This window comes from Brevundimonas balnearis, assembly GCF_042434805.1.
Lineage (GTDB): Bacteria > Pseudomonadota > Alphaproteobacteria > Caulobacterales > Caulobacteraceae > Brevundimonas > Brevundimonas balnearis.
Window position 1 is genome coordinate 134862 of the sequence record NZ_JBHLSW010000006.1, and the last position, 21894, is coordinate 156755.

The following is a 21894-nucleotide window of genomic DNA, read 5'->3' on the forward strand; positions in this document are numbered from 1 at the left end:
CTCATCAAGTGAAACCGGACTGGTCGGGTTCCGCCGGGGCAGCTACCAAAGGCCGCATGGTTCGTCTGTTCGCCGCCGTCGCCGTGCCCGAGATCATCGGCGAAGCCCTGGCGCGCCGCCAGACCGGCCTTCCCGGCGCGCGCTGGCGGTCGCTCGACCAGCTGCACGTGACGCTGGCCTTCTACGGCGAGGTGGGCGAGCGGACCGCCGACGACCTGGCGTCTGAACTGACCCGCGCGGCGGTCCGGCCCTTCGACCTGACCCTGTCCGGCGTGGGCGCCTTCGGGGACGACCACCAGACCCAGACGCTGTGGGCCGGGGTCGAGGCGTCGGAGCCCCTGACCGTGCTGGCGGGCCGCTGCCGCGCGGCGGCCGAGCGGGCCGGGGTCGACATCGAGCGGCGCGCCTATCGGCCCCACGTCACCCTGGCCTATCTGCGCGGCGCGGACAGGGACCGGGTCGGCGCCTGGATGATCAACCACAACCTGCTGAAATCGCCGCCCTTCCGGGTCGATCGCTTCGGCCTGTATTCCAGCGTCCTGGCTCATGACGGCAGCCAGTACGCGCTCGAGCGGGAGTATCGTCTATGAGCGGCCCCCTGATGGCCGGCGGGCCCACGATCGAGACCGCACGCCTGATCCTGCGTCCGCCGACGCTGGACGACTTTCCCCGCTGGGCGGAATCGATGGCGCATCCCAGCGCGCGCTTCATCGGCGGGCCTCAGACCCCGGAGGCCGCCTGGCGCCCTTTCATGACCATGGCCGGCGCCTGGGCCCTGACCGGCATCGGCATGTTCTCGCTGATCGAGAAGGACACCGGTCTGTGGATGGGGCGGATCGGTCCCTGGCGGCCGCTGGGCTGGCCCGGCAACGAGATCGGCTGGGGCGTCCATCCCGAGGCGGCCGGGCGCGGCTTCGCGCTGGAGGCGGCCGAGGCGGCGATGGACTACGCCTTCGACGTTCTGGGCTGGGAGGACGTGATCCACTGCATCGACCCTGAGAACATCGCCTCCCAGCGGCTGGCGATGAAGCTGGGCTCGAAGAACCACGGCCCGACCCGCATCCCGCCGCCCTTCGACCAGGTCGCGGTCGATCGCTGGGGCCAGAGCCGCGCGGATTGGGCGGTCAATCGCATGAAGCCGGCCGTCCACCGCGCCGCTTGACGGCTGGAACACACCCGGAACATATGCGGGGATGCCCGCCGCCGCCGTTCATCTGGAGCTCGTGTTCAGCCGTCCTGAGACGACGCTTTCGGTGACGCGCGGGGCGGCGCGGCTGATGGTGGACCTGGGCTATGCGCCGCTGTTGGAGGTCGGGCTGCCCAACGGCCGGCGCGCGGACGTCATGGCGCTGGGCTCGCGCGGCGAGATCGTCATCTGCGAGGTGAAGTCCGGCGTCGAGGACTTTCGGTGCGACCAGAAGTGGCGCGAGTACGGCCCGTACTGCGACGCCTTCTACTTCGCCGTCGGGCCGGACTTTCCGCAGGCGCTGATCGACGACGCGTGCGGCCTGATCGTCGCCGACGCCTTTGGCGGCGCCGTGGTTCGCGAGTCCTCGGTGAGGCCGCTGGCCCCTGCCCGGCGCAAGGCGCTGACGCTGGCCTTCGCCCGGCTGGGGGCCATGCGGGAGGTCAGGGGCTGAGGCGGGCCGCCTACCTGGGCGCCCGCTTGGCCAGGATTCGCTGCAGGGTCCGGCGGTGCATGCCCAGGCGCCGGGCGGTTTCCGAAACGTTGTGATCGCACAGCTCATAGACCCGCTGGATATGCTCCCAGCGCACCCGGTCGGCGCTCATGGGATTGTCCGGCGGCTCCGGCGCCTCGCCTTCCTCCGTCAGCAGCGCCTTGACCACGTCGTCGGCGTCGGCGGGTTTCGACAGATAGTCGACCGCGCCGGCCTTGACCGCCGCCACCGCCGTGGCGATGGCGCCGTAACCGGTCAGCATGACGATGCGCGAGTCCTCGCGGCGTTCACGCAACGACTCCACGATCTTCAGGCCGTTGCCGTCCTCCAGGCGCATGTCCAGCACGGCGAAGGCGGGCGCGGCCTGCCGCAGCGCGGCCTGGGCCTCGGCGATCGAGGCCGCCGTCGTCACCGCGAAGCCGCGCGACTCCAGCGCGCGTCCCAAGCGGTTGCGCAGCGCGTTGTCGTCGTCGAGCAGCAGCAGCGACTTGTCCGGCAGCGCCGCCACGCGGTCGTCGAGGTTGGTCATCCGGGCCTCCTTGATCCCTGCAATGTCACGCCGCGACGGCCGCGCTTCAAGTGATGCGGCGATCCGCCGCCAGATCAACGGGTTGATCCAGCTCAGGCTCCAGCCGCCCGCGGGGCCAGCGGGCGGCGACGCGGGCGCCCCGGTTGTCGCCGGGGCCGCCGTCGCCGGCCCCCACGGTGACCTGGCCCCCGGTCCGTTCGATCAGGGTGCGGGCGATGAAGAAGCCGAGCCCCATGCCGCCCTGGCTGGGCGCGACGTCGGCCTTGGGCGGGGTCTGACCGCGACGGGTGCGGGTCGCGGCGCGAAGCTGCTGCGCCAGCGCCCGGCGCGCCTTGGCCTGGGGCCGGCTGGTGACGTAGGGCTCGCCCAGACGGGGCAGGATGTCGGGCGCGACGCCCGGCCCGTCATCGACGACCTCGACGACGATCCAGCCCGCGTCGACGATGGCGGCGACCCGCACCTTCGACGCGGCGAAGTCGGCCGCGTTCTCGACGAAGGCGGACAGTCCGTGAATCACCTCAGGCAGGCGGCGCACGCGCGGCGCCTCATGGCCGGGCGGCGTACGGACCACGACCTCGAAGTCCAGATCGAAGCCGCGATGCGGCTCGACCACCTCGTTCAGCAGCGCCTTCAGCGACACGTCGGCGTAGAGGCGGTCGCCCGTCTCCGGCGCCTGGGACAGCTGCTTGAGGATGTCCCGGCAGCGCTCCGCCTGCTGCAGCAGCAGCCGCGCGTCCTCGGCGATCGGACCCTCCGACCGGCTGTCGCGCAGCAGCTCCTTGGCCACCACCTGGATCGTCGCGAGCGGCGTGCCGAGCTCGTGCGCCGCCGCGGCCGCCAGTCCGCCCAGCGCCGCCAGACGCTGCTCGCGCTGGAGCACGTCCTGGGTGGTGGCGAGCGCCAGCTCCAGCTTCTCGGCGTCCGCCGAGACCCGCCAAGTGTAGCCGGCGGTGAACACCACCCCGGTGACGAGGGCCAACCAGACGCCGAACAGATAGAGGCCCGGCATCTCGATCTGTTCGCCCCGGAGCCACGGCAGGGGCATCGACCAGAAGAACAGCGCGCTGGTCGCGCCCAGCACCACGAGCCCCAGCAGGAGCGCCTGGCGCCCCGGCAGGGAGGCCGCCGCCACGGTCACCGGGGCCACGAGCAGCAGGGCGAACGGGTTCTGCAGCCCCCCGGTCAGGGCGAGCAGGAGCGTGAGTTGCAGGATGTCGAAGCCGAGGTGCAGCGCCGTCTGCCGCCCGTCCGCCATGGCCCCCTCGTGGCCGTATAGGCGCGCCGTCGCGGCCAGGTTGACCAGGGCGCCGGCGCCGATCACCGCCAGACAGGCCATGAGCGGGAGATCGAAGTGCAGCCAGGCCACGGCCAGCGCGACGGTGGCCGTCTGGCCCGCGAGCGCCGCCCAGCGCAGGAGCACGAGCGTGCGCAGGGTCAGGCCCCGCCCCCGCCGCCCCCCGGCCAGGTCGCGCGTGTGCGTCAGCGCCTCGGGCGCGGACTGCGACGGTGTTGAAGCTTCTGTCGGGCTCACGGCTTCCGTATAGACACCGCACGCCGGACTGTCGGCGGGATTATGGACCGGTTCGTATGCCGCGTGGTCGCATCCTTCTGTTCGCCGCCGCCTGCATCGGGGTGGCGCTGGCCCTGGCGATGGTGACGATCATCGTGGTCGGCGGTCGCTCCAGCGAGAGCAACGCCGTCGTCTCCACCGGCCAGCCGGACGTCGGCGGCCCCTTCCAGCTGGTGAACCAGGACGGACAGGCGGTCGATCAATCGTTGCTGGAGGGGCGCTGGAACCTGGTGTTCTTCGGCTTCACCTACTGCCCGGACTACTGTCCCACCACGCTCACGGCGTTGAAGGCGACGCTGGACCGGCTCGGTCCGCGGGGCGAGGACATCCAGGTCGTCCTGGTGTCGGTCGATCCAGCGCGCGACACGCCCCAGGCGCTGAAGGACTATCTGTCCAACGAGGCCTTCCCGGCCGGGACCGTAGGTTTGACGGGCACGGAAGCCCAGGTCGCCGAAGCGGCTCGCGCCTATCGGGCCCTCTACGAGAAGGTGGGCGAGGACGAGTACTACACCATGAACCACACGCTGACGGTGTATCTGATGGGGCCGGACGGCCGGTTCCGGCAGGCGCTGTCCCACGACCTGGGCCCCGAACGCATGGCCGAGGTGATCCAGCGTGCGATGTCGCGGGGCTGAGGCCCTGACGTTTCGGTGAACGTCGATAATCCTTTTGCAGCCTGAGGCGTTCTATGCTGCCCTCGCTCCCTGTTCGGCGGGGGCCGTTTCCGAGATTCCATGCTGTATGCGCTTCATGAGCTCGCCTATCACTCGGCGAGCCCGTTCCGGATCGGGGCCCAGTGGGCCCGTGATTTCTGGAGCCATCCGTTCAATCCGGCGGCCGAGACCGCCATCGGGCGCACGGCCTATGCGTCGGCGGAGCTGTTCGAGAGCCTGACGCGGCGCTACGGCAAGCCGGCGTGGCGGCTGGAGACGATCGACGTGGGCGGCAAGCCGGTGCGCACCACCGAGCAGCTGATCTGGGCCTCGCCCTGGTGCCGCCTGATCCGGTTCGCCCGCCACATCGGCGACCTGAAGCGCGCCGGGAAACCCGCCCACGCCCCCGCCGTGCTGATCGTCGCGCCCCTGTCGGGCCACTACGCCACGCTGCTGCGCGGGACGGTCGAGACCTTCCTTCAGGACCACGACGTCTATGTCACCGACTGGGTGAACGCCCGCCAGGTACCGATGCTGGAGGGCCGCTTCGACTTCTTCGACTACATCGACCACGTCCGCATGATGCTGAGCGAGATCGGCCCGCGCGCCCACGTCGTCGGGGTCTGCCAGCCGGGGCCGCCGGTGCTGGCCGCCTCCGCGCTCATGGCGATGGACCAGGATCCGAACCGACCGGCCTCCATGACCTTCATGGGCTCGCCCATCGATGCGCGCCTGTCGCCCACGGTGACCAACCAGCTGGCGGAGGAGAAACCCTTCACCTGGTTCCGGTCGAACATGATCCACACCGTGCCCCTGCCCTATCCGGGCTTCGGGCGGCGGGTCTATCCCGGCTTCGTGCAGCTCTACAGCTTCATGTCGATGAACGAGGAGCGCCACGTCGACGCCCACCGCCGCTATTTCGACAGCCTGGTGAAGGGCGACGGCGACGGGGTGGAGAAGCACGAGAGCTTCTATGACGAATACCTGTCGGTGCTGGACCTCACCGAGGAATTCTATCTCCAGACGATCGACATCGTCTTCCAGCAGCACCTGCTGGCGCGGGGCCTGCTCAGCCATCGCGGCCGCCACGTGGACCTGTCGGCCGTCACCGACATCGGGCTGATGACGGTGGAGGGCGAGGAGGACGACATCTCCGGCGTCGGCCAGACCCAGGCCGCCCACAAGCTGTGCCCGAACATCCCGGATGCACGGCGGGTGCTTCACGTTCAGCCCGAAGTGGGCCACTACGGCGTCTTCAACGGCCGCCGGTTCAAGGATCAGATCTATCCGAAGATCACGGCCTTCATCGCCGAGAACGAGCGTCTGAGTGCGGTTCCAGGACGGACAGCGACTGCGGCTTGAACATCCGGCGCGCGGTGACCGCGCGCCTCTGACGCTTCGTCTGTCGGTGAACCGCCGCGCCCGCCGCATCTCCGTACGGATCGACAGCCGCGCGGGCGAAGCGGTGGTGATCGCGCCGTCCGAACGGACCCTGCCCCAGGCGGTCGCCTTCGCCCAAAGCCGCGGCCTGTGGATCGCCGAACGCCTGTCGACCCGCGCGGCCGGCGTCGCCATCGCACCCGGCGCGCGGATCCCGGTGCTCGGCGAAACCGCGCGGCTCGAGAGCACGGGCGGGGCCGGCGCGGCCCGCTTCGTCCGGGAAGCCGAGGCGCTGGTGATCCGGGCGGGCGGCGACGGCGAGGCCTACAGCCGCCGCGTGGTCAATCTGCTGAAGGCCGAGGCGCGGCGGCGTCTGACCGACCGCACCGATCACCATCTCAAGACCCTCGGCCAGGGTCCCGTCCGCCTCTCGATCGCCGACCCGAAGAGCCGGTGGGGATCCTGCAGCCCTCACAACCGCTCGATCCGCTACTCCTGGCGCATCGTCTTGGCCCCGCCGGCCGTGCTCGACTATCTCGCGGCGCACGAGGTCGCGCACCTGGTCCGGGCGGATCACAGTCCGGCTTACTGGAAGGTCGTCGAAGGCCTGATCGGCGACCACAGGCCTCATCGCCGCTGGCTGAAGGACCATGGCGCGACGCTTCACGCCATCGGCGCCGCCTGAATCAGGCTCTAGAAGAACAGGGGCTCGGCCTTCTTCTCCGGCGGCGGCGCGGGCTCGGGGCGCTGATCCGGCGGCGGCGCCGGCTGGGGCGCGGTGGGGCGCACGACGGGCCGATCGGGCGCGGGCGCGGTCTGAGGCTCGGGCGCCGTCTCGACATGGGGCTCGCCGACCTCGTCCTCGCCCGCGAGCTGGCCCAGCAGGTCGCCGACGGGATCGGGCGGCGCCCAGCCCTCGGGCATGGCGGGACCGGACGGGATCGGCTGGACGTTCAGTCGCGGCAGGGCCGCGTCCATGAATCCTTTCCAGATGGCGGCGGGCGACTGGCCCCCGGTGACGCCGCGCATCGGCGTATTGTCGTCCTTGCCGACCCAGACGGCGACGGTGAAGCCGCCGGTGTAGCCGACGAACCAGGCGTCCTTGTAGTCCGAGGTCGTGCCCGTCTTGCCCGCGACGTCCCGGCCGGGGATGGCGACGGCGCGCGCGGTGCCGCGCTGGACCACGCCGCGCAGCATCTCGTTCAAGTAATAGAGGTGCGGGTTGTTGATCGCCTGCACGCCCGCCTCGCCTCGGTTCGAGCGCTGATAGATGACGCGACCCTGGGGCGTGCGGATCCGGGTGATGCCGTGGGCCTCGACCCGGCGGCCGCCGTTGGCGAAGGCGTCATAGGCCTGGGCCATCTCCAGCGGGCTGACCTCGACGGCGCCCAGCGCCATGGCCGGCTCCAGCCCGATCCGGCTGGTGATCCCCAGCCGGCGACCCGCGCGGGCGACGGAGTCCCGGCCCACCTCGTCGGCCACGCGCGCGGCCACGGTGTTGGTCGACTGGGCCACGGCGTCAGCCAGGGTCATCGGGCCTGAGAAGGTCCCTGAGTAGTTGCGCGGCTCCCACGCCCCGATCCGGATCGGCTCGTCCACCACTGGGGTCTGAGGCGTGTAGCCGGCCTCGAGCGCGGCGAGATAGACGAACGGCTTGAACGCCGAGCCCGCCTGGCGACGCGCGTCGACGGCGCGGTTGAACTGGCTCTCGGCGTAGGAGGCGCCGCCGATCAGGGCGCGCACCCGGCCCTCGCCGTCCAGGGCGACCAGCGCCGCCTGCTCCACGCCCCGGCCGCCGTCGCGCTCCAGGATGCGACGCACGTTGCGCTCTGCGGCGGTCTGCAGCGTGAGGTCCAGGGTGGTCTCGACGATCAGGTCCTCGGTCGGTTCGCCGACCAGTCCCCGGATCTCTCGATCCAGCCAGTCGATGAAGTACTGGGCGTGCTGGGTCGCCAGGGTGCGCGACACCCGCACCGGCTCCAGCGCGGCGGCGCGGCGCTGTTCGGGCGTGATCACGCCCGCGTCCTCCATCTCGTCCAGAACCACGGTGGCGCGCGCGGCGGCGCGTTCGCTCTCGGACACGGGGGAATAGCGGGACGGCGCCTTCAGGAGGCCGGCCAGAAGCGCCGCCTCCCCGACCGTCAGATCCTTGGCCGACTTGTCGAAATAGCGCTGGGACGCCGCCTCGATGCCATAGGCCCCGGCGCCGAAATAGACCCGGTTCAAATAGAGGGCGAGGATCTCCTCCTTGGAGAACTTCATCTCCAGCCACACCGCCAGCATCAGCTCCTGGGTCTTGCGCCGCAGGTTCTGGTCCGGCGTCAGGAACAGATTCTTGGCCAGCTGCTGGGTGATGGTCGAGCCGCCCTCCACGACCCGGCCGGCGCGCATGTTGCGCACCACCGCCCGGCTCATGCCGATCGGATCGAAGCCGGGGTGCCAGTAGAAGCGACGGTCCTCGATGGCGATGAAGGCGGCCGGCACATAGTCGGGCAGCTGACTGAGATCCGCCGGCGGCGCCTGCTGCGAGCCACGCGTGGCGATCAGGGCGCCGTTACGGTCCAGATAGGTGATCGAGGGCTGGCGATCGACGTCGTACAGCGCCGAGGTGTCCGGCAGGCCGCGTGCGAACACCGCGAAGAAGACCACGAGGAAGATCAGGCCCCAGACGCCGATCACCGCGCTCCAGTAGAGCGCGCGCTGCAACGGCGTGCGACCGCCCGATGCTCGTCCTGACGCCGGACCCGCCATGTCGACCCCTGAACCTGGTTCTCGCGCCGTCTCTAGCGCGTCCGCCCGCACGCGGAAACGCCCCCGTCACACGAGCGTGAGGGGGCATTCCGCCGAAACGATGACGCTGAAGGGCGTCAGTCTAAAAACGCGTTCACCTCCGAGGCGAAGACCTCGGGCTGGTCCAGCATGATGAAGTGCGCGCTGTCGTCGATGCGCTTCAGCTCGGCCGACGGAAGCGTCGCGAACGAGGCGCGATAGATACCGTCGGTCATCTCCGGCGTCATGCCCGGCGCGTTGAAGGCCACATAGATCACCTCCACCGGGGCGGTGATGTTCGGCAGCTCCGGCCGAAGGTCGGTGACGATCAGCTCCCGGTAGGCGTTGGCGCTGGTCGTGCGGTCGCTTCGGCGGGCGTGCTCCAGCGGCCCCGCCCGCTCGGCCTCGGTGGCGATCATGCCGGCCAGGGTGGCGCTCAGCTGCGCGTCATAGGCCTCGGCCGGAGCGGCCAGCATGCCGGCGCGCACCTGGTCGGCGACGGGCGCGACGCTCTCGGCCGTGGCGGTGGGGCCGCCGAACATCGGCCCCATGAAGGGGATCATGTCGACCACCATCAGCTTGCCGACGCTGTCGGGATGGCGGGCGGCGAGCATCATGCCGATCGTGCCGCCCATCGAGTGGCCGATGACCACCGGCTTCTGCAGTCCCTGCTCGGCGATGTAGCGGGCCAGCTCCTCGGCCACCGGGGCCGCGACCGGTCCCTCGGCGTTGTCCTCCACCGGTGCGCCGGCGAACCCCTGGATGTGCAGCGCATGGACCCGCCAGCCGGGCTCCAGCCGCTCGACCAGCCCGTTGAACACGTCCGGGTGTGAGGACAGGCCCGGGATCAGGATCAGGTCGCGGCCGGGGCCCGACGTCTCGCCCTCGAGCCGCACATGGAAACGGCCCGACTCGAAGGCGGCGTGGCGGTGGCCGTGCGCGGCCGGGTCGTGGGCGTGGGCCTCGTGCTCCTGGGCCAGAACGGGCGCCGCGGCGAGCGCGAGCGCGGAGGCGGCGATCAGAGAAGCGGTGCGGATCATTCGGTCATCTCCCTTGTCGGCCGCCTTGTGGCGCATCTACTTTGCATTGTAAAGCACTTTGTATGTCCCGCTCGCGAGGGCGGGCGAGCCGGTGTAGACAGGCTTCATGAAAGCCTCCGCCGACGCCGCCGTAAAGCCGACCCCCAAGCCCGACGCGGCCGCCCCGACCGCCCGCTTCGGCCAGGGCTTCGTGCGCGACGCCTGGTACTTCGCCGCGCTGGCGTCGGACGTCGGCGAGGCGTCGTTGAAGCGCTACGAGCTGCTCGGGGAGCCCGTCCTGATCGGCCGCACGCGCGCGGGCCAGGTCTACGCCATGCGCGACATCTGCCCCCACCGCGCCGCGCCTCTGTCGGCAGGGCGGCTGGTCGAGCGCCCGGGCGAGGGCGAGACGGTGGAGTGCCCCTATCACGGCTGGCGCTTCCGGCCCGACGGCGTCTGCGCCGCCATCCCATCGCTGGTCGACAGCCAGCCGTTCGAGGCCGACCGCATCCGCGTGCGCTCCTATCCGGTGCGCGAGCGCCAGGGGCTGGTCTTCGTCTGGATGTCGGCCGACCCGCGCGGGTCCGAGCCCGACCATGAGCCGCCCCTTTTCCCCGGCGTCGTGGGCGGCGGGCCGAAGCTGGTCGAGGCGATGGACTTCGACAGCCACGTGGATCATGCGGTCGTCGGCCTGATGGATCCCGCGCACGGCCCCTATGTGCATCAGCAGTGGTGGTGGCGCTCCGAGCATTCGATGCACGAGAAGGCCAAGGCCTTCGAGCCGCGCGAGCACGGCTTCGCGATGGCGCGGCATGCGCCGTCGTCGAACAGCCGGGCCTACAAGATCCTGGGCGGCGCTCCGGCGACCGAGATCACCTTCCGCCTGCCGGGCTATCGCTGGGAGCACATCCAGGTGGGCGAGCGCCAGGTGCTGGCCCTCACCTCCCTGACGCCGATTCACCAGACCAGGACGCGGATCACCCAGATCTTCTGGTCCGACCACTGGGTCTTCGGCCTGGCCCGGCCTTTCCTGCGCCAGGGCGTACGCGCCTTCCTGAAGCAGGACGGCGGCATGGTGAACCTTCAGAACGAGGGCCTGCGCTACGATCCCGCCCTGATCTGGATCGACGACGCCGACACCCAGGCCAAATGGTACCAGCAGCTGAAGCGCGAATGGTCAAAGAGCCGCGCCGAGGCGCGACCCTTCGAGAACCCGGTCAAGCCGACGACGCTGCGCTGGCGCAGCTGACGGCCGGCGGCGGTCCGGGGCTCAGCGCGCCAGGGCGCCCGCCAGGATCGCCTTGATCTGCAGGCCCAGGTGCTCGCTCAGCTGGGCTTCGGACCACTGATCGTAGGCGGCGCGCCGGTAGTTGCCGACGAAGGCCTCCCAGATCAGCGAGGCCAGGAGCTTCACATCCACGTCCTGCTGCAGCTCGCCCGAGGCGACGCCCTCCCGGATCACGCCCTCGACCGCGTCGGTCAGCGGCTTCAGCGCCTCGCGGGTGCGCTGCTCGGCCGAGGCCGGCTGGAACCACGAGCGCGCGGCGATCGCCTGGACTAGGGGCAACTGGTCGTAGGTCTCGTGGTAGGCCGCCGAAAGACCGTTAAGCAGGCGCTGGGCCGTATCTCGGCCCGAGGTCAGGGCCCCCGAGGCGGCGTCGGCGATGCGGGCGATGTCCTCGGCCAGCACGGCCTCGAACAGCTCGGCCTTGTCCTGGAAGTTGGCGAACACCGCGCCGGTGGACATGCCCGCGCCCCTGGCGATGTCGCGGATGGTGGCGGCTTCATAGCCGCGCTCGGCGAACAGGCCGCGGGCGGCCTCCATGACCTTGCCGCGGGTGCGGACCTTGGCCGCCTGACGGCGATTGAGACGGGGTTCGGACGAAGACGACTCGCGGGACTCGAGAACGCTTGAGGACATTAACTGGGACTCTACGGAACGCGCCGGGCGGGGCGCTGACCTAGGTTGAGGGCCGCCTTCATCACGCAACGGTGACGAAAATGGGGTCTGCGGCCGAATCTTCGGTGGACGAGGGTCAGACCTTCTGACGCAGCGTGGAGCGCAGCGCGCGGCTGGGCCGGTCGCGCCGGTTCTCCGGGGTCGCCGCCTGGAACGCCTGGCGGAAGCGGTCGCGCCGCTCGTGGATGGTGGCCAGCACCAGCCCCATCGGCACGCCCAGGTCGACGAGGGTGTTCTCCGCCAGCTGCAGGCTGGCCTCCGTGGTCTCGGGCACGGCGTCCGTGACCCCCAGGGCGTAAAGCCGCGCCGCATGACGGTCGTCCCGCGCCCGGGCGATCAGGATGAGGTCGTCCCGCGCCGCCCGCGCCGCCTCGACGACCTCGTCCGTCTTGGTCGGACTGTCCATGGTGACGACGAGGGCCCGGGCGGTGTCCACGCCCAGGCGCTTGAGCATTTCAGGACGCGCGGCGTCGCCGAACACGACCGGCAGGCCCTCGCGACGCGCGGCGCTGACGGTGACGGGGTCAGCGTCCACCGCCAGCCAGCCCTGATCGTGCTCGCTGAGCAGTTCCGAGACGATCCGGCCGACCCGCCCATAGCCGACGATGAGGACACGGCGTTCCAGCAAGGCCTCCGCCTCGACCTCGGGTCCCGGCGCCGTCTCCTCGTCGGGGGCCTTGCGGATCACCCGCCGGGCGACGCGTTCGCCCAGAGCCGCGAGCACGGGGATGCAGAACAGGCTCAGCGTCGCCGAGACCAGCACCGACTGGGTGAAGCCCGGGCTGGCCAGACCCTCCACAAGCCCCGTGTTCAATATGACGAAGGCGAATTCACCCGCCGGCCCCAGAACGAGCCCTGTCTCCAGCGCCGCTCGCCAGGGAACGCCCCAAGCCCGCGCCAGACCCGCGATCAGGCCCGCCTTCACCGCGATCAGCAGGGCCGCCAGACCGATCACGCCCCATGGGTCGGCGGCGACCGCGTCAAGGTCCAGTCCGATGCCCACGCTGACGAAGAAGACCCCCAGCAACAGGCCCTTGAAGGGCTCTATGTGCACCTCCACCGCGCGTCGATACTCGGTTTCGGCCAGCAGCAGGCCGGCCACGAGGGCCCCCAGGCTCATCGACAGGCCGGCCGCTTCGGCGGCGGCCCCGGCCCCCACCACGACCAGCAGCGCGGCGGCGACGAACAGCTCCGACCCTTCCGCCTTCGCCACCCCGCGGAAAAGCGGCCGGATCACCAGCCGCCCAAGGATCACGATCAGGGCGAGGCCGACCGCCGCCGGCGCGAGCGCCAGCAAGGCGCGGCCGACCGCCGCCGGGCCAGGGGCCTCGCCCGCCCCGACCAAGGCCGCGATCAGGGTGACGGTGATGAGGATGGGAGCGACCGCGAGGTCCTGGGCCAGCAGCACCGCGAAGGCCGAGCGGCCGACCGCGCCCTTCAGCCGTTTGCGCTCCGCCAGGGCCGGCATGACCACCGCCGTCGACGACAGGCCGAGCGCCAGTCCCGCCACCACGGCGGCGCCCAGCGTCTGGCCCACGGCGAGAAATCCCAGCGCGAGGACCAGGCTGCACAGCAGCAGCTGCGACAGGCCGAAGCCGAACACCAAACGCCGCATGGCCTTCAGCCGGTCCCACGACAGCTCCAGCCCGATCGTGAACAGAAGGAAGGCGACGCCCAGTTCCGCCAGCACCTGAACCTGGGCGCGGTCCGAGATGGTGAAGGCGCTCACCCAGGGCGCCTGTTCGGCCAGCCGGCCCAGGCCATACGGACCGAGCAGCACGCCGGCCGCCAGGAAGCCGAGCACCGGGCTGACCTTGAGGCGGGTGAACAGCGGCACGACGACGCCGGCCGCGGCGAGAAAGAGCAGCAGGTCCTTGTAGGTGTCGCCGCCGTGCTCGGGCATGGTCCGATTTCCAGCCTGACTCGCCGCGATTGGCGACCCCCTCGCGCCAACATGAACTATTTTTTAGGCGGCGTCCCGGGAACCGGGCGATAGGGTCCGTCCCCGACGACTGTTTTTGCGTGAGGAAACAATGATGAAGCGCCTTCTCGTCGGCGCGGCCGCCGCCGCCCTGCTCTGCGCGAGCCCCGCCCTCGCCCATGACGACCCCATCGCGGACGGCGGCTGCCTGGACGAGGCCTGCGACATGGTGGCCCTGTTCCCGCAGGTGTCTCCGGGCCTGACGCCGACGGGCTTCGCCGGCACGGTCGCGCCGCGCTACGGCGCCTGGGGCTTCGATCTCGCCGGCCGTGACACCACGGTGGATCCGGGCGACGACTTCTTCCGCCACGCCAACGGCGGCTACATGGACGCGCTGGTGATCCCGGCGGACCGCACCCGCTTCGGGTCCTTCGACCTGCTTCGCCAGCTCTCGGACAACCGGCTCGAGGCCATGATGGCCGAACTGACCGCCGCCTCCGCCGATCCCGCCAGCGACGAGGGCAAGGTCGCCAACCTCTATCGCAGCTACATGGACGAGGCGCGGCTCGAACAGCTGGACGCCCAGCCGCTCGAGCCCCTGCTCGCCGAGGTGCGCGCCGCCGACAGCCACGAGGCCCTGGCCCGGCTGATGGGCGCCCGCCAAGGCGGCTTCGGCGGATCCTTCTTCGGCTTCGGCATCTCCGACGACGCCCGCAACCCCGATCGCTACGCCGTCTATGTCGGCCAGTCCGGGCTGGGCCTGCCGAACCGCGACTACTATCTGTCGGACCGCTACGCCGACAAGAAGGCGGCGTACCAGGCCTATGTCCAGACCCTGCTGACCATGGTCGGCTGGGATCAGCCCGAGGCGATGGCCCAGGCGATCGTCGACCTGGAGACCCGGATCGCGGAGGCGCACTGGACGCCGGTCGAGAGCCGCAACCGCGACCGCACCTACAACCCCATGACGCCCGCCGAGCTGGTCTCGGCCGCCCCCGGCTTCGACTTCGTCTCGTACATGAACGCGGCGGGCCTGGGCGAGGTCGAACGGCTGGTCATCCGTCAGGACACCGCCATGCCGAAGATCGCGGCGATCTTCGGCGAGACGCCGGTCGCCACCCTCCAGGCCTGGCAGGCGTTCCACACCGCCGACGACGCCGCGCCCTTCCTGTCCAAGCGGTTCGTCGACGCCCATTTCGACTTCCGCTCGCGGGAGCTGGCCGGTCAGCCCGAGCAGCGCAGCCGCCAGAAGCGCGGCGTCAGCTTCGCGGAAGGCGCCATGGGCGAAGCCTTGGGCCGCCTCTACGTCGCCGAATACTTCCCGGCCGAATCCAAGGCCCAGATGGAAGAGCTCGTCGCCAACCTGCGCCTGGCGATGGCCAATCGCATCCGCGGCCTGGAGTGGATGAGCGAGGAGACCAAGCTCCAGGCGCTCGACAAGCTCGAGAAGTTCGGGGTGAAGATCGGCTATCCCTCCGAGTGGCGCGACTACTCGGCGCTTGAGGTGCGGCCCGACGACCTGTTCGGCAATCAGGCGCGCGCCGGCCGTTTCCGCTGGGAGTACGACCTCAACCGCCTGAACGGGCCGGTCGACGATCAGGAGTGGGGCATGACGCCCCAGACCGTGAACGCCTACTACAGCTCGGTGAAGAACGAGATCGTCTTCCCCGCCGCCATCCTGCAGGCGCCGTTCTTCGACCCGAACGCCGACCCGGCGGTCAACTACGGCGGCATCGGCGGGGTGATCGGCCATGAGATCGGCCACGGCTTCGACGACCAGGGCCGCAAGTCGGACGGCGACGGCGTGCTGCGCGACTGGTGGACCCCGGCCGACGCCCAGGCGTTCGAGGCGCGGACCGCCCGGCTCGGCGCCCAGTACGACCAGTATGAGCCGCTGCCCGGTTACCGCGTGCAGGGCGGACTCACGATGGGCGAGAACATCGGCGACCTGGCGGGCGTTACGCTGGCGCTCGAGGCCTACCGCCTGTCGCTGGACGGCCAGCCGGCGCCGGTGCTGGACGGCGTCACCGGCGATCAGCGCGTCTTTTACGGCTGGGCCCAGGTCTGGCGCGGCGCCTATCGCGAGGACGCCATGAAGAACATGGTGGCGACCGACCCGCACTCGCCGCCGCAGTTCCGGGTGATCGGCCCGCTGCGCAACATCGACGCCTGGTACGACGCCTTCGACGTTCAGCCGGATGACGCCAACTATCTGGCGCCGGAGGATCGCGTCCGCCTCTGGTAGCGAGTTCCTTCTGGGAACGGATGAGGCCGGACCGTCGCGCCCGGCCTTTTTCGTTCCGCCAGGCGCCACAGCCGACATCCGGGCACGAAAAAACCCGCCGCGGGGGATACATCGCGGCGGGTCTTCTCGCTCTTGTCAGAGCGGACGTTTCCTCCCCGAAACGTCTCCGGCGCGGCGGCCTTTCCAGCCGCGTCACCGAGTGGTCGCAATTGAGCCGCTCGGTCGGCCCAAGTCAATCAACCGCCAAGGGAAATCCGGCCTTTTCCTGACTGATCGTTGATAATGAAACAAGCACGCCGCATTTTTCTCGAAGCTTATTCGAGAATCTTGAGGACCGCGGCCGTGAGGTGGTCGCGCGAGACGGTGAACTGCCCCGGGCGCTGGCTTTTCCAGGCCTCGTGGTCCGCCACGGCGGCCGCGGCGGCCCGGCCCGCGTCCAGATCCTTTATCGTCACCTGGCCGGCCGCGATCTCGTCGCCGCCCAGAATGACGGCTGCGGGCGCGCCGCGCCGGTCGGCGTACTTCATCTGCGCCTTCATGCCGGCCCGGCCCATGTAGACCTCCGCCCGGACGCCGGCGGCCCTCAACTCCGCGGCGGCCGCCAGATAGGCGCCCATGTCCTCGTCGGTGAAGACGATGACGACCACCGGCCCGCGCGCGGCCGCCGCGCCGTCCAGCCCCGCCGCCCTGAGCGTCGCCGCCAGCCGCGACACGCCGAAGGAGGCGCCGGTCGCCGGAACCTCCTGACCGGTGAACCGCGCCACCAGTCCGTCATACCGGCCGCCGCCGACGATGGAGCCGAACCGCACCGGCCGGCCCTTGTCGTCGCGGGTGTCCGCCAGCAGTTCGGATTCGAAGACCGCGCCGGTGTAGTACTCCAGGCCCCGCACGACGGCCGGGTCGAACCGGGCCGACGCGCCGACGCCGAACGCCTTCAGCGCCTGGTCGATCCGCTGCAGGTCCCTCAAGCCCTCCGCGCCCGCAGGCGTGGCGCCGACGATCGGGTCGAGCGCGCTCAGCACGGCCCCGCGCTCGCCGTCGGCCGGAACGGACAGGAAGGACAGAACCGCGTCGATGCCCGGACGGCCGAGCCCAGCGCCCCGGGTGAAGTCGCCGGACTCGTCCAGCCGCCCCTCGCCCAACAGCAGGGCGACGCCCTCGGTCCCGAGCCGATCCAGCTTGTCGATGGCGCGCAGTACGGTGAGCGTCTGCGCCTGGCCGTCGACCCCGGCCGCCTGCAGAACGCCGTTGACCAGCTTTCGGCTGGCGATCTTGATCACCGCCTGGCCGCCGCCGAGCCCCAGCGCGTCCAGCCCCTCCAGAGCCATGGCGATGATTTCGGCGTCGGCCTCGGGACGGTCCGACCCGACCGTGTCCGCGTCGCACTGCCAGAACTCCCGGAAGCGGCCGGGGCCGGGCTTCTCGTTTCGCCAGACCGGCCCATAGGCGTAGCGCCGGAACGGCTTGGGCAGGGTCTCCCAGTTCTGCGCCGCGTAACGGGCCAGCGGCGCCGTCAGGTCATAGCGCAGCGCCATCCACTGATCGTCGTCGTCCTGCAGGGCGAACACGCCCTCGTTCGGCCGGTCGGCGTCGGGCAGGAACTTCCCCAGCGCGTCGGCGTATTCGAAGGCCCCGGTCTCCAGCGGCTCGAAGCCCCAGCGCTCGTAAACGGGGGCGAGCGCCTGGACGATGCGGCGCTCGGCCAGCGCGTCAGGGCCGCGACGATCGGAGAAGCCGCGCGGGCTGCGGGCTTCGGGACGGGGCGCGGGCGGCGAGTCGGACATGCCGCGCCTTCTAGAGAGGGGGTCGGGCTTAGGGAATAGGGCTTTCGGCCGCCCCGATCCGACTCAGACGCCGCTCAGCCCCCGCTCAGGCGCGGCGGCGGCGCAGGGGCGGCAGCCGGCCGTACGTCAGGCCGCGCCACAGCCATTCCAGCGGGCCCATCTCGAAGCGGCTCAGCCAGAGCGGCGACCAGACCAGCTGGAGCAGCCAGACCGCGCCGACGACCCACCACATGCCGCCCGGCGCGAACCGCTCGTCGCCGAACCACATCGGCCCCCACGGCAGATAGAAGAGGCTGGCCATGATCAGGCTCTGGCTCAGGTAGTTGGTGAAAGCCATCTGACCGACCGGCGCGAACCGGCGTGAGACGATCCCGAGCCCGAACTTGGTCATGAGGATCAGCGCGCTGGCGTAGCCGAGGGTGATCACCCAGGCGAAGCTGGCCCCGATCCCGGCCATGCCGCCGGACGGATAGGTCCCGGCCTCCGCGTTGGCGTCCAGCCAGGCGTTGGGGGCGAAGAAGGCCAGGTTGCCGGCGGCCAGGGCCACGAGGATCAGATAGACCCACGCCGGCGCGCGGCCGACCAGGAACCCGGCCTTGAACAACCCGAGCCCCAGCCACATCAGGGCGATGGTGATCGGCGCCAGGAACAGGCTGAGCGTCTCCAGCAGGAGCCAGCTCTTGAAGTTCTCGATCTGGGCGGCCGGGAAGCCGGACTGATAGGCCGCGATCAGTGCCTGGATGTCCTCGGGCGTCGCCGCGAACGGGTTCTGGCCGGAGTCGCCCTGCCCGGCGAAGGCGGCCTGCGCCCAAAGCCCCAGCGCCGAGATCAGCGCGAAAACGAGATTCAGGCCGCCGCCGATGAGGATCAACCGCCTGGCCGACCAGGACCGGCCCAGCATCGCGATCAGCCCGCAGTAGGCGTAGTGCAGCAGGATGTCGCCCATCCAGATCGCGGCCCCGTGGATCAGCCCGAACAGGCCCAGCCACATCAGCCGGCGGTGCAGGACCGGGGCCTTCGCCTCGTCGTGCCGCTCGCCCCCGATCAGGAAGATCGAGACGCCGAACAGCATGGAGAACAGGCTCCTGAACTTGTCCTGGAAGAAGACGTCGACCACCCATTCGCCGGTGACGTTGGCGGCGTTCTCGACCCAGGGACGCGCCAGGGTCGGGTCGAAGTCCAGCGCCGGAGGCCAGGCGAAGGTCGCGGCGTTGACCGCCAGGATGCCCAGCACGGCGAAACCGCGCAGGATGTCCAGATGGATGATCCGATCCTCGCGCCGGATCGGCGCGGGCCGTGCGGCCGCTGCGGGCGCGAGCGTCACATCTTCGGCTGCGGACATGGCTTCCCCCCTCGCCTGTCAAGTAAGCTTGACCCTAGAGGAACCGTCCGAAATGTCAAAGGGCGGCGGCGCTCAGGCCTGTTCGCCCATCAGACCCAGCCGGTCGCGGACCTCCGGTTGCGGCTCGAAGGCGATAAAGGCGCAGCACAGTCCCGCCCATAGCGCGTAGCTGACCCCCACCAGGATGGCGATCGGCAGGCCGCCGACGCCGTAGATCAGGATGGTGGTCTCGCTGGCGCCCGCCGCCTGGGCGACGCCGCCGGCCTCGAACCAACCCATGACCGTGACGATCACCGTCGCGCCGATCTGCAGCGCCGCCGCGCCGGCGCCGCCATAGAGCAGGAAGCGCCAGACGATGCCCAGCCGGCCCGTGGGGCGACCGCGCCGATCCCGCTCGCGGGCCACGAGGTAGAGCCCGATCGGGGTGGCCGCCAGGCCGACCGCCAGGACGATCAGCCGCCAGTCCATCTCAGGGCCCAGCCTCCAGTTGGCGGGCGGCCAGATCGGCAGGGTCAACACCAGCGGGGGCCACGCCGCACCGCTCAGGCAGGCGAGGATCGCGAACATCGGCGCGGAGTCCCGCCACCGGACCCGACCACGGCCGGGCAGCTCGCTCAGGCGCTCGGGCGTCCTCATCGGGTCGGCTCCGGCACGTCGCCGGAATAGTCATAGAAGCCCCGACCCGACTTGCGGCCCAGCCAGCCGGCTTCGACGTACTTCACCAGGAGCGGGCAGGGCCGGTACTTGGTGTCCGCCAAGCCGTCGTGCAGCACGTTCATGATGGCGAGGACGACGTCCAGGCCCATGAAGTCGGCGAGCTCCAGCGGTCCCATCGGATGGTTGGCGCCCAGCTTCAGCGCCTTGTCGATGGAGGCGACGTTCCCGACGCCTTCGTAAAGCGTGTAGATCGCCTCGTTGATCATCGGCACCAGGATGCGGTTGACGATGAAGGCGGGAAAATCCTCGGCCTCGGTGGTGGTCTTGCCGAGGGACTCGGCGAAGGCGACGGCGGTCTCGTAGGTGGCCTTGGAGGTGGCGATGCCGCGCACGATCTCCACCAGCTTCATCACGGGCGCCGGCTTCATGAAGTGCAGGCCGATGAACCGCTCCGGCCGGTCGGTCGCGGACGCCAGGCGCGTGATCGAGATCGAGGAGGTGTTGGACGACAGCAGCGTGTCCGGGCCCAGGTGCGGCGTCAGGGCGGCGAACACGGCCTTCTTGACCGCCTCGTCCTCCGTCGCCGCCTCGATCACCAGATCGGCGCCCGCGGCCTCCTCCAGCGCGGTGATCGGCCGGATGCGCTTCAGGGCCGCATCGGCCTGATCCTGATCCAGGCCGCCGCGGGCGACGTTGCGGGCCAGGCTGGCGGCCACGCCGCCGATCGCCTGTACGGGCCGGCTGGCGTCGGAATCGTAGACGCCGACCTCGTAGCCGCCCAGGGCGACGGTCTGGGCGATGCCCATGCCCATCTGGCCCGCGCCGATGACGGCCACTCGCCTGATCGCGCTCATTCGAAAACGTCGGACCTCGCCCGGTGGAGAAGGACCGCCTTCTTACGCCATCGTCTCGCGAGGGCGAAAGACCCCGTGGAGACCCGCAAGCCTCAGACCGCCATCACCGTGCCGAGCAGCACACGGACGCCGGGACGCCCGATCACCCGGTCGAGCTCGGCCTGCATCTCGCGCGACAGGCGCTGGACGTCCGGCGGACGTCCGGGCAGGGCCTCGGCCGCGACCCTCTGGATCACGAGGTTGAAGGCGGCGCGGATGCGCGGCTGGGACTGCTGGGCCCGCTGCGCCAGGGCGGCGGGAGCGTCGACGCCCGTCTCGACCGACAGTACGCCGCGGCGGCCGTCCGGGCGCACCACCGAGGCGGTCATGGCCGGGTAGCGGACATAGGCGGCTTGCGCCGCGCCGCCGCCTCCACCGCCGCCCGTCTTCACATGGGCGAGCTTGGAAAATCCCAGAAGTGCGCGTCGATCCATGCCGGGAGGCTAACCCGGCGGGCTGAACATCCGGTTACGCGGCGTCAGCCCGATCGGCAGCCGCCATGGGCCTGAGGTCCAGCTTCGCGAAGAGGTCCGAGTCCGCGTCCTCGCCGGGGTTGGGCGTGGTCAGCAGACGGCCGCCGACGAAGATCGAATTGGCCCCGGCGAGGAAGCACAGGGCCTGAAGCTCCGTCGACATGCCTTCACGGCCCGCCGAAAGCCGCACGATGGATTTCGGGCACACCAACCGGGCCACGGCGATGGTGCGCACGAACTCGATCCCGTCGATCGCGCCCTCGGCCATCACCCGGTCGCCCAGCGGCGTGCCGGTGATCGGCACCAGCGCATTAACCGGCAGGCTGTCGGGATGGGCCGGCAGGGTCGCCAGCGCGTGCAGCAGCCCGGCCCGGTCGCGGCGCGCCTCGCCCATGCCGACGATGCCGCCGCAGCAGGTCGCCATGCCGGCGTCCCGCACGTGCCGGAGCGTGTCCAGCCGGTCCTGATAGGTCCGTGTCGTCACCACCTCGGCGTAGTAATCCGGACCGGTGTCCAGGTTGTGGTTGTAGTAGTCGAGGCCGGCGTCCTTCAGCTGTCTCGCCTGATCCGCCGTCAGCATGCCGAGCGTCGCGCAGGTCTCCAGCCCCAGCGCCTTCACGCCCGCGATCATGGCCGCCAGCTTCGGCGTGTCGCGGTCCTTCAGCTCGCGCCAGGCCGCGCCCATGCAGAAGCGGCTGGCCCCTCCGGCCTTGGCCGCCATGGCTTCGGCGATGACGGCCTGGGCGTCCATCAGCTTCTCGGCCTTCAGGCCCGTGTCGAAATGGGCCGACTGGCTGCAGTAGCCGCAGTTCTCGGCGCAGCCGCCGGTCTTGATCGACAGCAGCCGCGAGGCCTGAACCTCGGACGGATCGAACCAGGTCCGGTGCACGCTCGCCGCCCGGAACACCAACTCCATGAACGGCAGGTCGAACAGGGCCTCGACCTCGGCGAGGGTCCAGTCGTGGCGGGGCGTGGCGAGGTCTGCGGCTGTCATGGCGCCGTCCTTAACCGCCGTCGGCG

Annotated in this window: 20 protein-coding genes; 8 read left to right on the forward strand and 12 right to left on the reverse strand. The window is 70.6% G+C overall.

Going from position 1 to position 21894, the window contains the following annotated elements:
• Nucleotides 1–56 precede the first annotated feature (56 nt).
• From thpR to mmcB, 3 genes are read left to right on the forward strand one after another with little or no spacing between them, the layout of a single operon-like run.
• Complete coding sequence (gene thpR / locus ACFFGE_RS09505) at nucleotides 57–590, forward strand: RNA 2',3'-cyclic phosphodiesterase (RefSeq protein ID WP_376836106.1); 534 nt, start codon at nucleotides 57–59, stop codon at nucleotides 588–590.
• A complete protein-coding gene (locus ACFFGE_RS09510) occupies nucleotides 587–1162 on the forward strand; it encodes a GNAT family N-acetyltransferase (protein ID WP_376836107.1) in 576 nt (191 codons plus the stop codon). Before thpR ends, ACFFGE_RS09510 begins: the two co-directional genes overlap by 4 nt.
• Before the next feature lie 31 nt (nucleotides 1163–1193).
• The gene (gene mmcB / locus ACFFGE_RS09515) at nucleotides 1194–1640 is read left to right on the forward strand and encodes a DNA repair putative endonuclease MmcB (RefSeq protein ID WP_376836108.1); all 447 of its coding nucleotides are present in this window, start codon (nucleotides 1194–1196) and stop codon (nucleotides 1638–1640) included.
• 10 nt (nucleotides 1641–1650) lie between these two features.
• Here mmcB and ACFFGE_RS09520 read toward each other — a convergent pair whose 3' ends face one another.
• Both ACFFGE_RS09520 and ACFFGE_RS09525 read right to left on the reverse strand, forming a co-directional pair.
• Nucleotides 1651–2208 (reverse strand): ActR/PrrA/RegA family redox response regulator transcription factor, encoded by a 558-nt coding sequence (locus tag ACFFGE_RS09520; protein ID WP_376836109.1) that lies wholly within the window; start codon nucleotides 2206–2208, stop codon nucleotides 1651–1653.
• 46 nt (nucleotides 2209–2254) lie between these two features.
• Nucleotides 2255–3739, reverse strand: coding sequence for an ActS/PrrB/RegB family redox-sensitive histidine kinase (locus tag ACFFGE_RS09525; RefSeq protein WP_376836110.1), 1485 nt, complete (start codon nucleotides 3737–3739; stop codon nucleotides 2255–2257).
• Nucleotides 3740–3795: 56 nt separating this feature from the next.
• Between ACFFGE_RS09525 and ACFFGE_RS09530 the strand changes: the two genes are divergently transcribed.
• The 3 genes from ACFFGE_RS09530 to ACFFGE_RS09540 all read left to right on the forward strand — a co-directional run bounded on the left by ACFFGE_RS09530 (nucleotide 3796) and on the right by ACFFGE_RS09540 (nucleotide 6496).
• Entirely contained in the window at nucleotides 3796–4413 is a 618-nt protein-coding gene (locus ACFFGE_RS09530; protein ID WP_376836111.1) for an SCO family protein, read from the forward strand.
• Nucleotides 4414–4512: 99 nt separating this feature from the next.
• A complete protein-coding gene (locus ACFFGE_RS09535) occupies nucleotides 4513–5793 on the forward strand; it encodes a polyhydroxyalkanoate depolymerase (protein ID WP_376836113.1) in 1281 nt (426 codons plus the stop codon).
• Entirely contained in the window at nucleotides 5759–6496 is a 738-nt protein-coding gene (locus tag ACFFGE_RS09540) for a M48 family metallopeptidase (protein WP_376836114.1), read from the forward strand. The genes ACFFGE_RS09535 and ACFFGE_RS09540 overlap by 35 nt, the downstream gene beginning before the upstream one ends.
• Before the next feature lie 8 nt (nucleotides 6497–6504).
• Here the strand turns inward: ACFFGE_RS09540 and ACFFGE_RS09545 are convergent, their stop codons facing one another.
• Complete coding sequence (locus ACFFGE_RS09545; RefSeq protein WP_376836115.1) at nucleotides 6505–8562, reverse strand: transglycosylase domain-containing protein; 2058 nt, start codon at nucleotides 8560–8562, stop codon at nucleotides 6505–6507.
• A 116-nt stretch (nucleotides 8563–8678) separates the two neighbouring features.
• Nucleotides 8679–9620 (reverse strand): alpha/beta fold hydrolase, encoded by a 942-nt coding sequence (locus ACFFGE_RS09550; RefSeq protein WP_376836116.1) that lies wholly within the window; start codon nucleotides 9618–9620, stop codon nucleotides 8679–8681.
• A 106-nt stretch (nucleotides 9621–9726) separates the two neighbouring features.
• On the opposite strand from ACFFGE_RS09550, the gene ACFFGE_RS09555 reads away from it, so the two are divergent.
• Nucleotides 9727–10848: a Rieske 2Fe-2S domain-containing protein gene (locus ACFFGE_RS09555; RefSeq protein WP_376836117.1), complete on the forward strand. Its 1122-nt coding sequence runs from the start codon at nucleotides 9727–9729 to the stop codon at nucleotides 10846–10848.
• Nucleotides 10849–10869: 21 nt separating this feature from the next.
• Here the strand turns inward: ACFFGE_RS09555 and ACFFGE_RS09560 are convergent, their stop codons facing one another.
• Together ACFFGE_RS09560 and ACFFGE_RS09565 are read right to left on the reverse strand one after the other, a co-directional pair.
• Nucleotides 10870–11520 (reverse strand): TetR family transcriptional regulator, encoded by a 651-nt coding sequence (locus ACFFGE_RS09560; RefSeq protein ID WP_376836118.1) that lies wholly within the window; start codon nucleotides 11518–11520, stop codon nucleotides 10870–10872.
• Between the two features lie 115 nt (nucleotides 11521–11635).
• Entirely contained in the window at nucleotides 11636–13462 is a 1827-nt protein-coding gene (locus ACFFGE_RS09565; protein ID WP_376836119.1) for a cation:proton antiporter domain-containing protein, read from the reverse strand.
• Between the two features lie 133 nt (nucleotides 13463–13595).
• On the opposite strand from ACFFGE_RS09565, the gene ACFFGE_RS09570 reads away from it, so the two are divergent.
• Nucleotides 13596–15725: a M13 family metallopeptidase gene (locus tag ACFFGE_RS09570; RefSeq protein ID WP_376836120.1), complete on the forward strand. Its 2130-nt coding sequence runs from the start codon at nucleotides 13596–13598 to the stop codon at nucleotides 15723–15725.
• Between the two features lie 314 nt (nucleotides 15726–16039).
• Here the strand turns inward: ACFFGE_RS09570 and hisS are convergent, their stop codons facing one another.
• The 6 genes from hisS to bioB all read right to left on the reverse strand — a co-directional run bounded on the left by hisS (nucleotide 16040) and on the right by bioB (nucleotide 21868).
• Nucleotides 16040–17509: a histidine--tRNA ligase gene (gene hisS / locus ACFFGE_RS09575; RefSeq protein WP_376836121.1), complete on the reverse strand. Its 1470-nt coding sequence runs from the start codon at nucleotides 17507–17509 to the stop codon at nucleotides 16040–16042.
• A gap of 85 nt (nucleotides 17510–17594) precedes the next feature.
• Nucleotides 17595–18851 carry a DUF418 domain-containing protein gene (locus ACFFGE_RS09580; RefSeq protein ID WP_376836122.1) on the reverse strand — a complete coding sequence of 419 codons (1257 nt, stop codon included), beginning with the start codon at nucleotides 18849–18851 and terminating at the stop codon, nucleotides 17595–17597.
• Between the two features lie 72 nt (nucleotides 18852–18923).
• Complete coding sequence (locus ACFFGE_RS09585; protein WP_376836124.1) at nucleotides 18924–19487, reverse strand: phthalate transporter; 564 nt, start codon at nucleotides 19485–19487, stop codon at nucleotides 18924–18926.
• Nucleotides 19484–20362: a 3-hydroxybutyryl-CoA dehydrogenase gene (locus tag ACFFGE_RS09590; protein ID WP_376836125.1), complete on the reverse strand. Its 879-nt coding sequence runs from the start codon at nucleotides 20360–20362 to the stop codon at nucleotides 19484–19486. The genes ACFFGE_RS09585 and ACFFGE_RS09590 overlap by 4 nt, the downstream gene beginning before the upstream one ends.
• 92 nt (nucleotides 20363–20454) lie before the next feature.
• Complete coding sequence (locus ACFFGE_RS09595; protein ID WP_376836127.1) at nucleotides 20455–20835, reverse strand: Tat pathway signal protein; 381 nt, start codon at nucleotides 20833–20835, stop codon at nucleotides 20455–20457.
• A 34-nt stretch (nucleotides 20836–20869) separates the two neighbouring features.
• Nucleotides 20870–21868, reverse strand: coding sequence for a biotin synthase BioB (gene bioB / locus ACFFGE_RS09600; RefSeq protein WP_376836129.1), 999 nt, complete (start codon nucleotides 21866–21868; stop codon nucleotides 20870–20872).
• Between the last annotated feature and the right edge of the window lie 26 nt (nucleotides 21869–21894).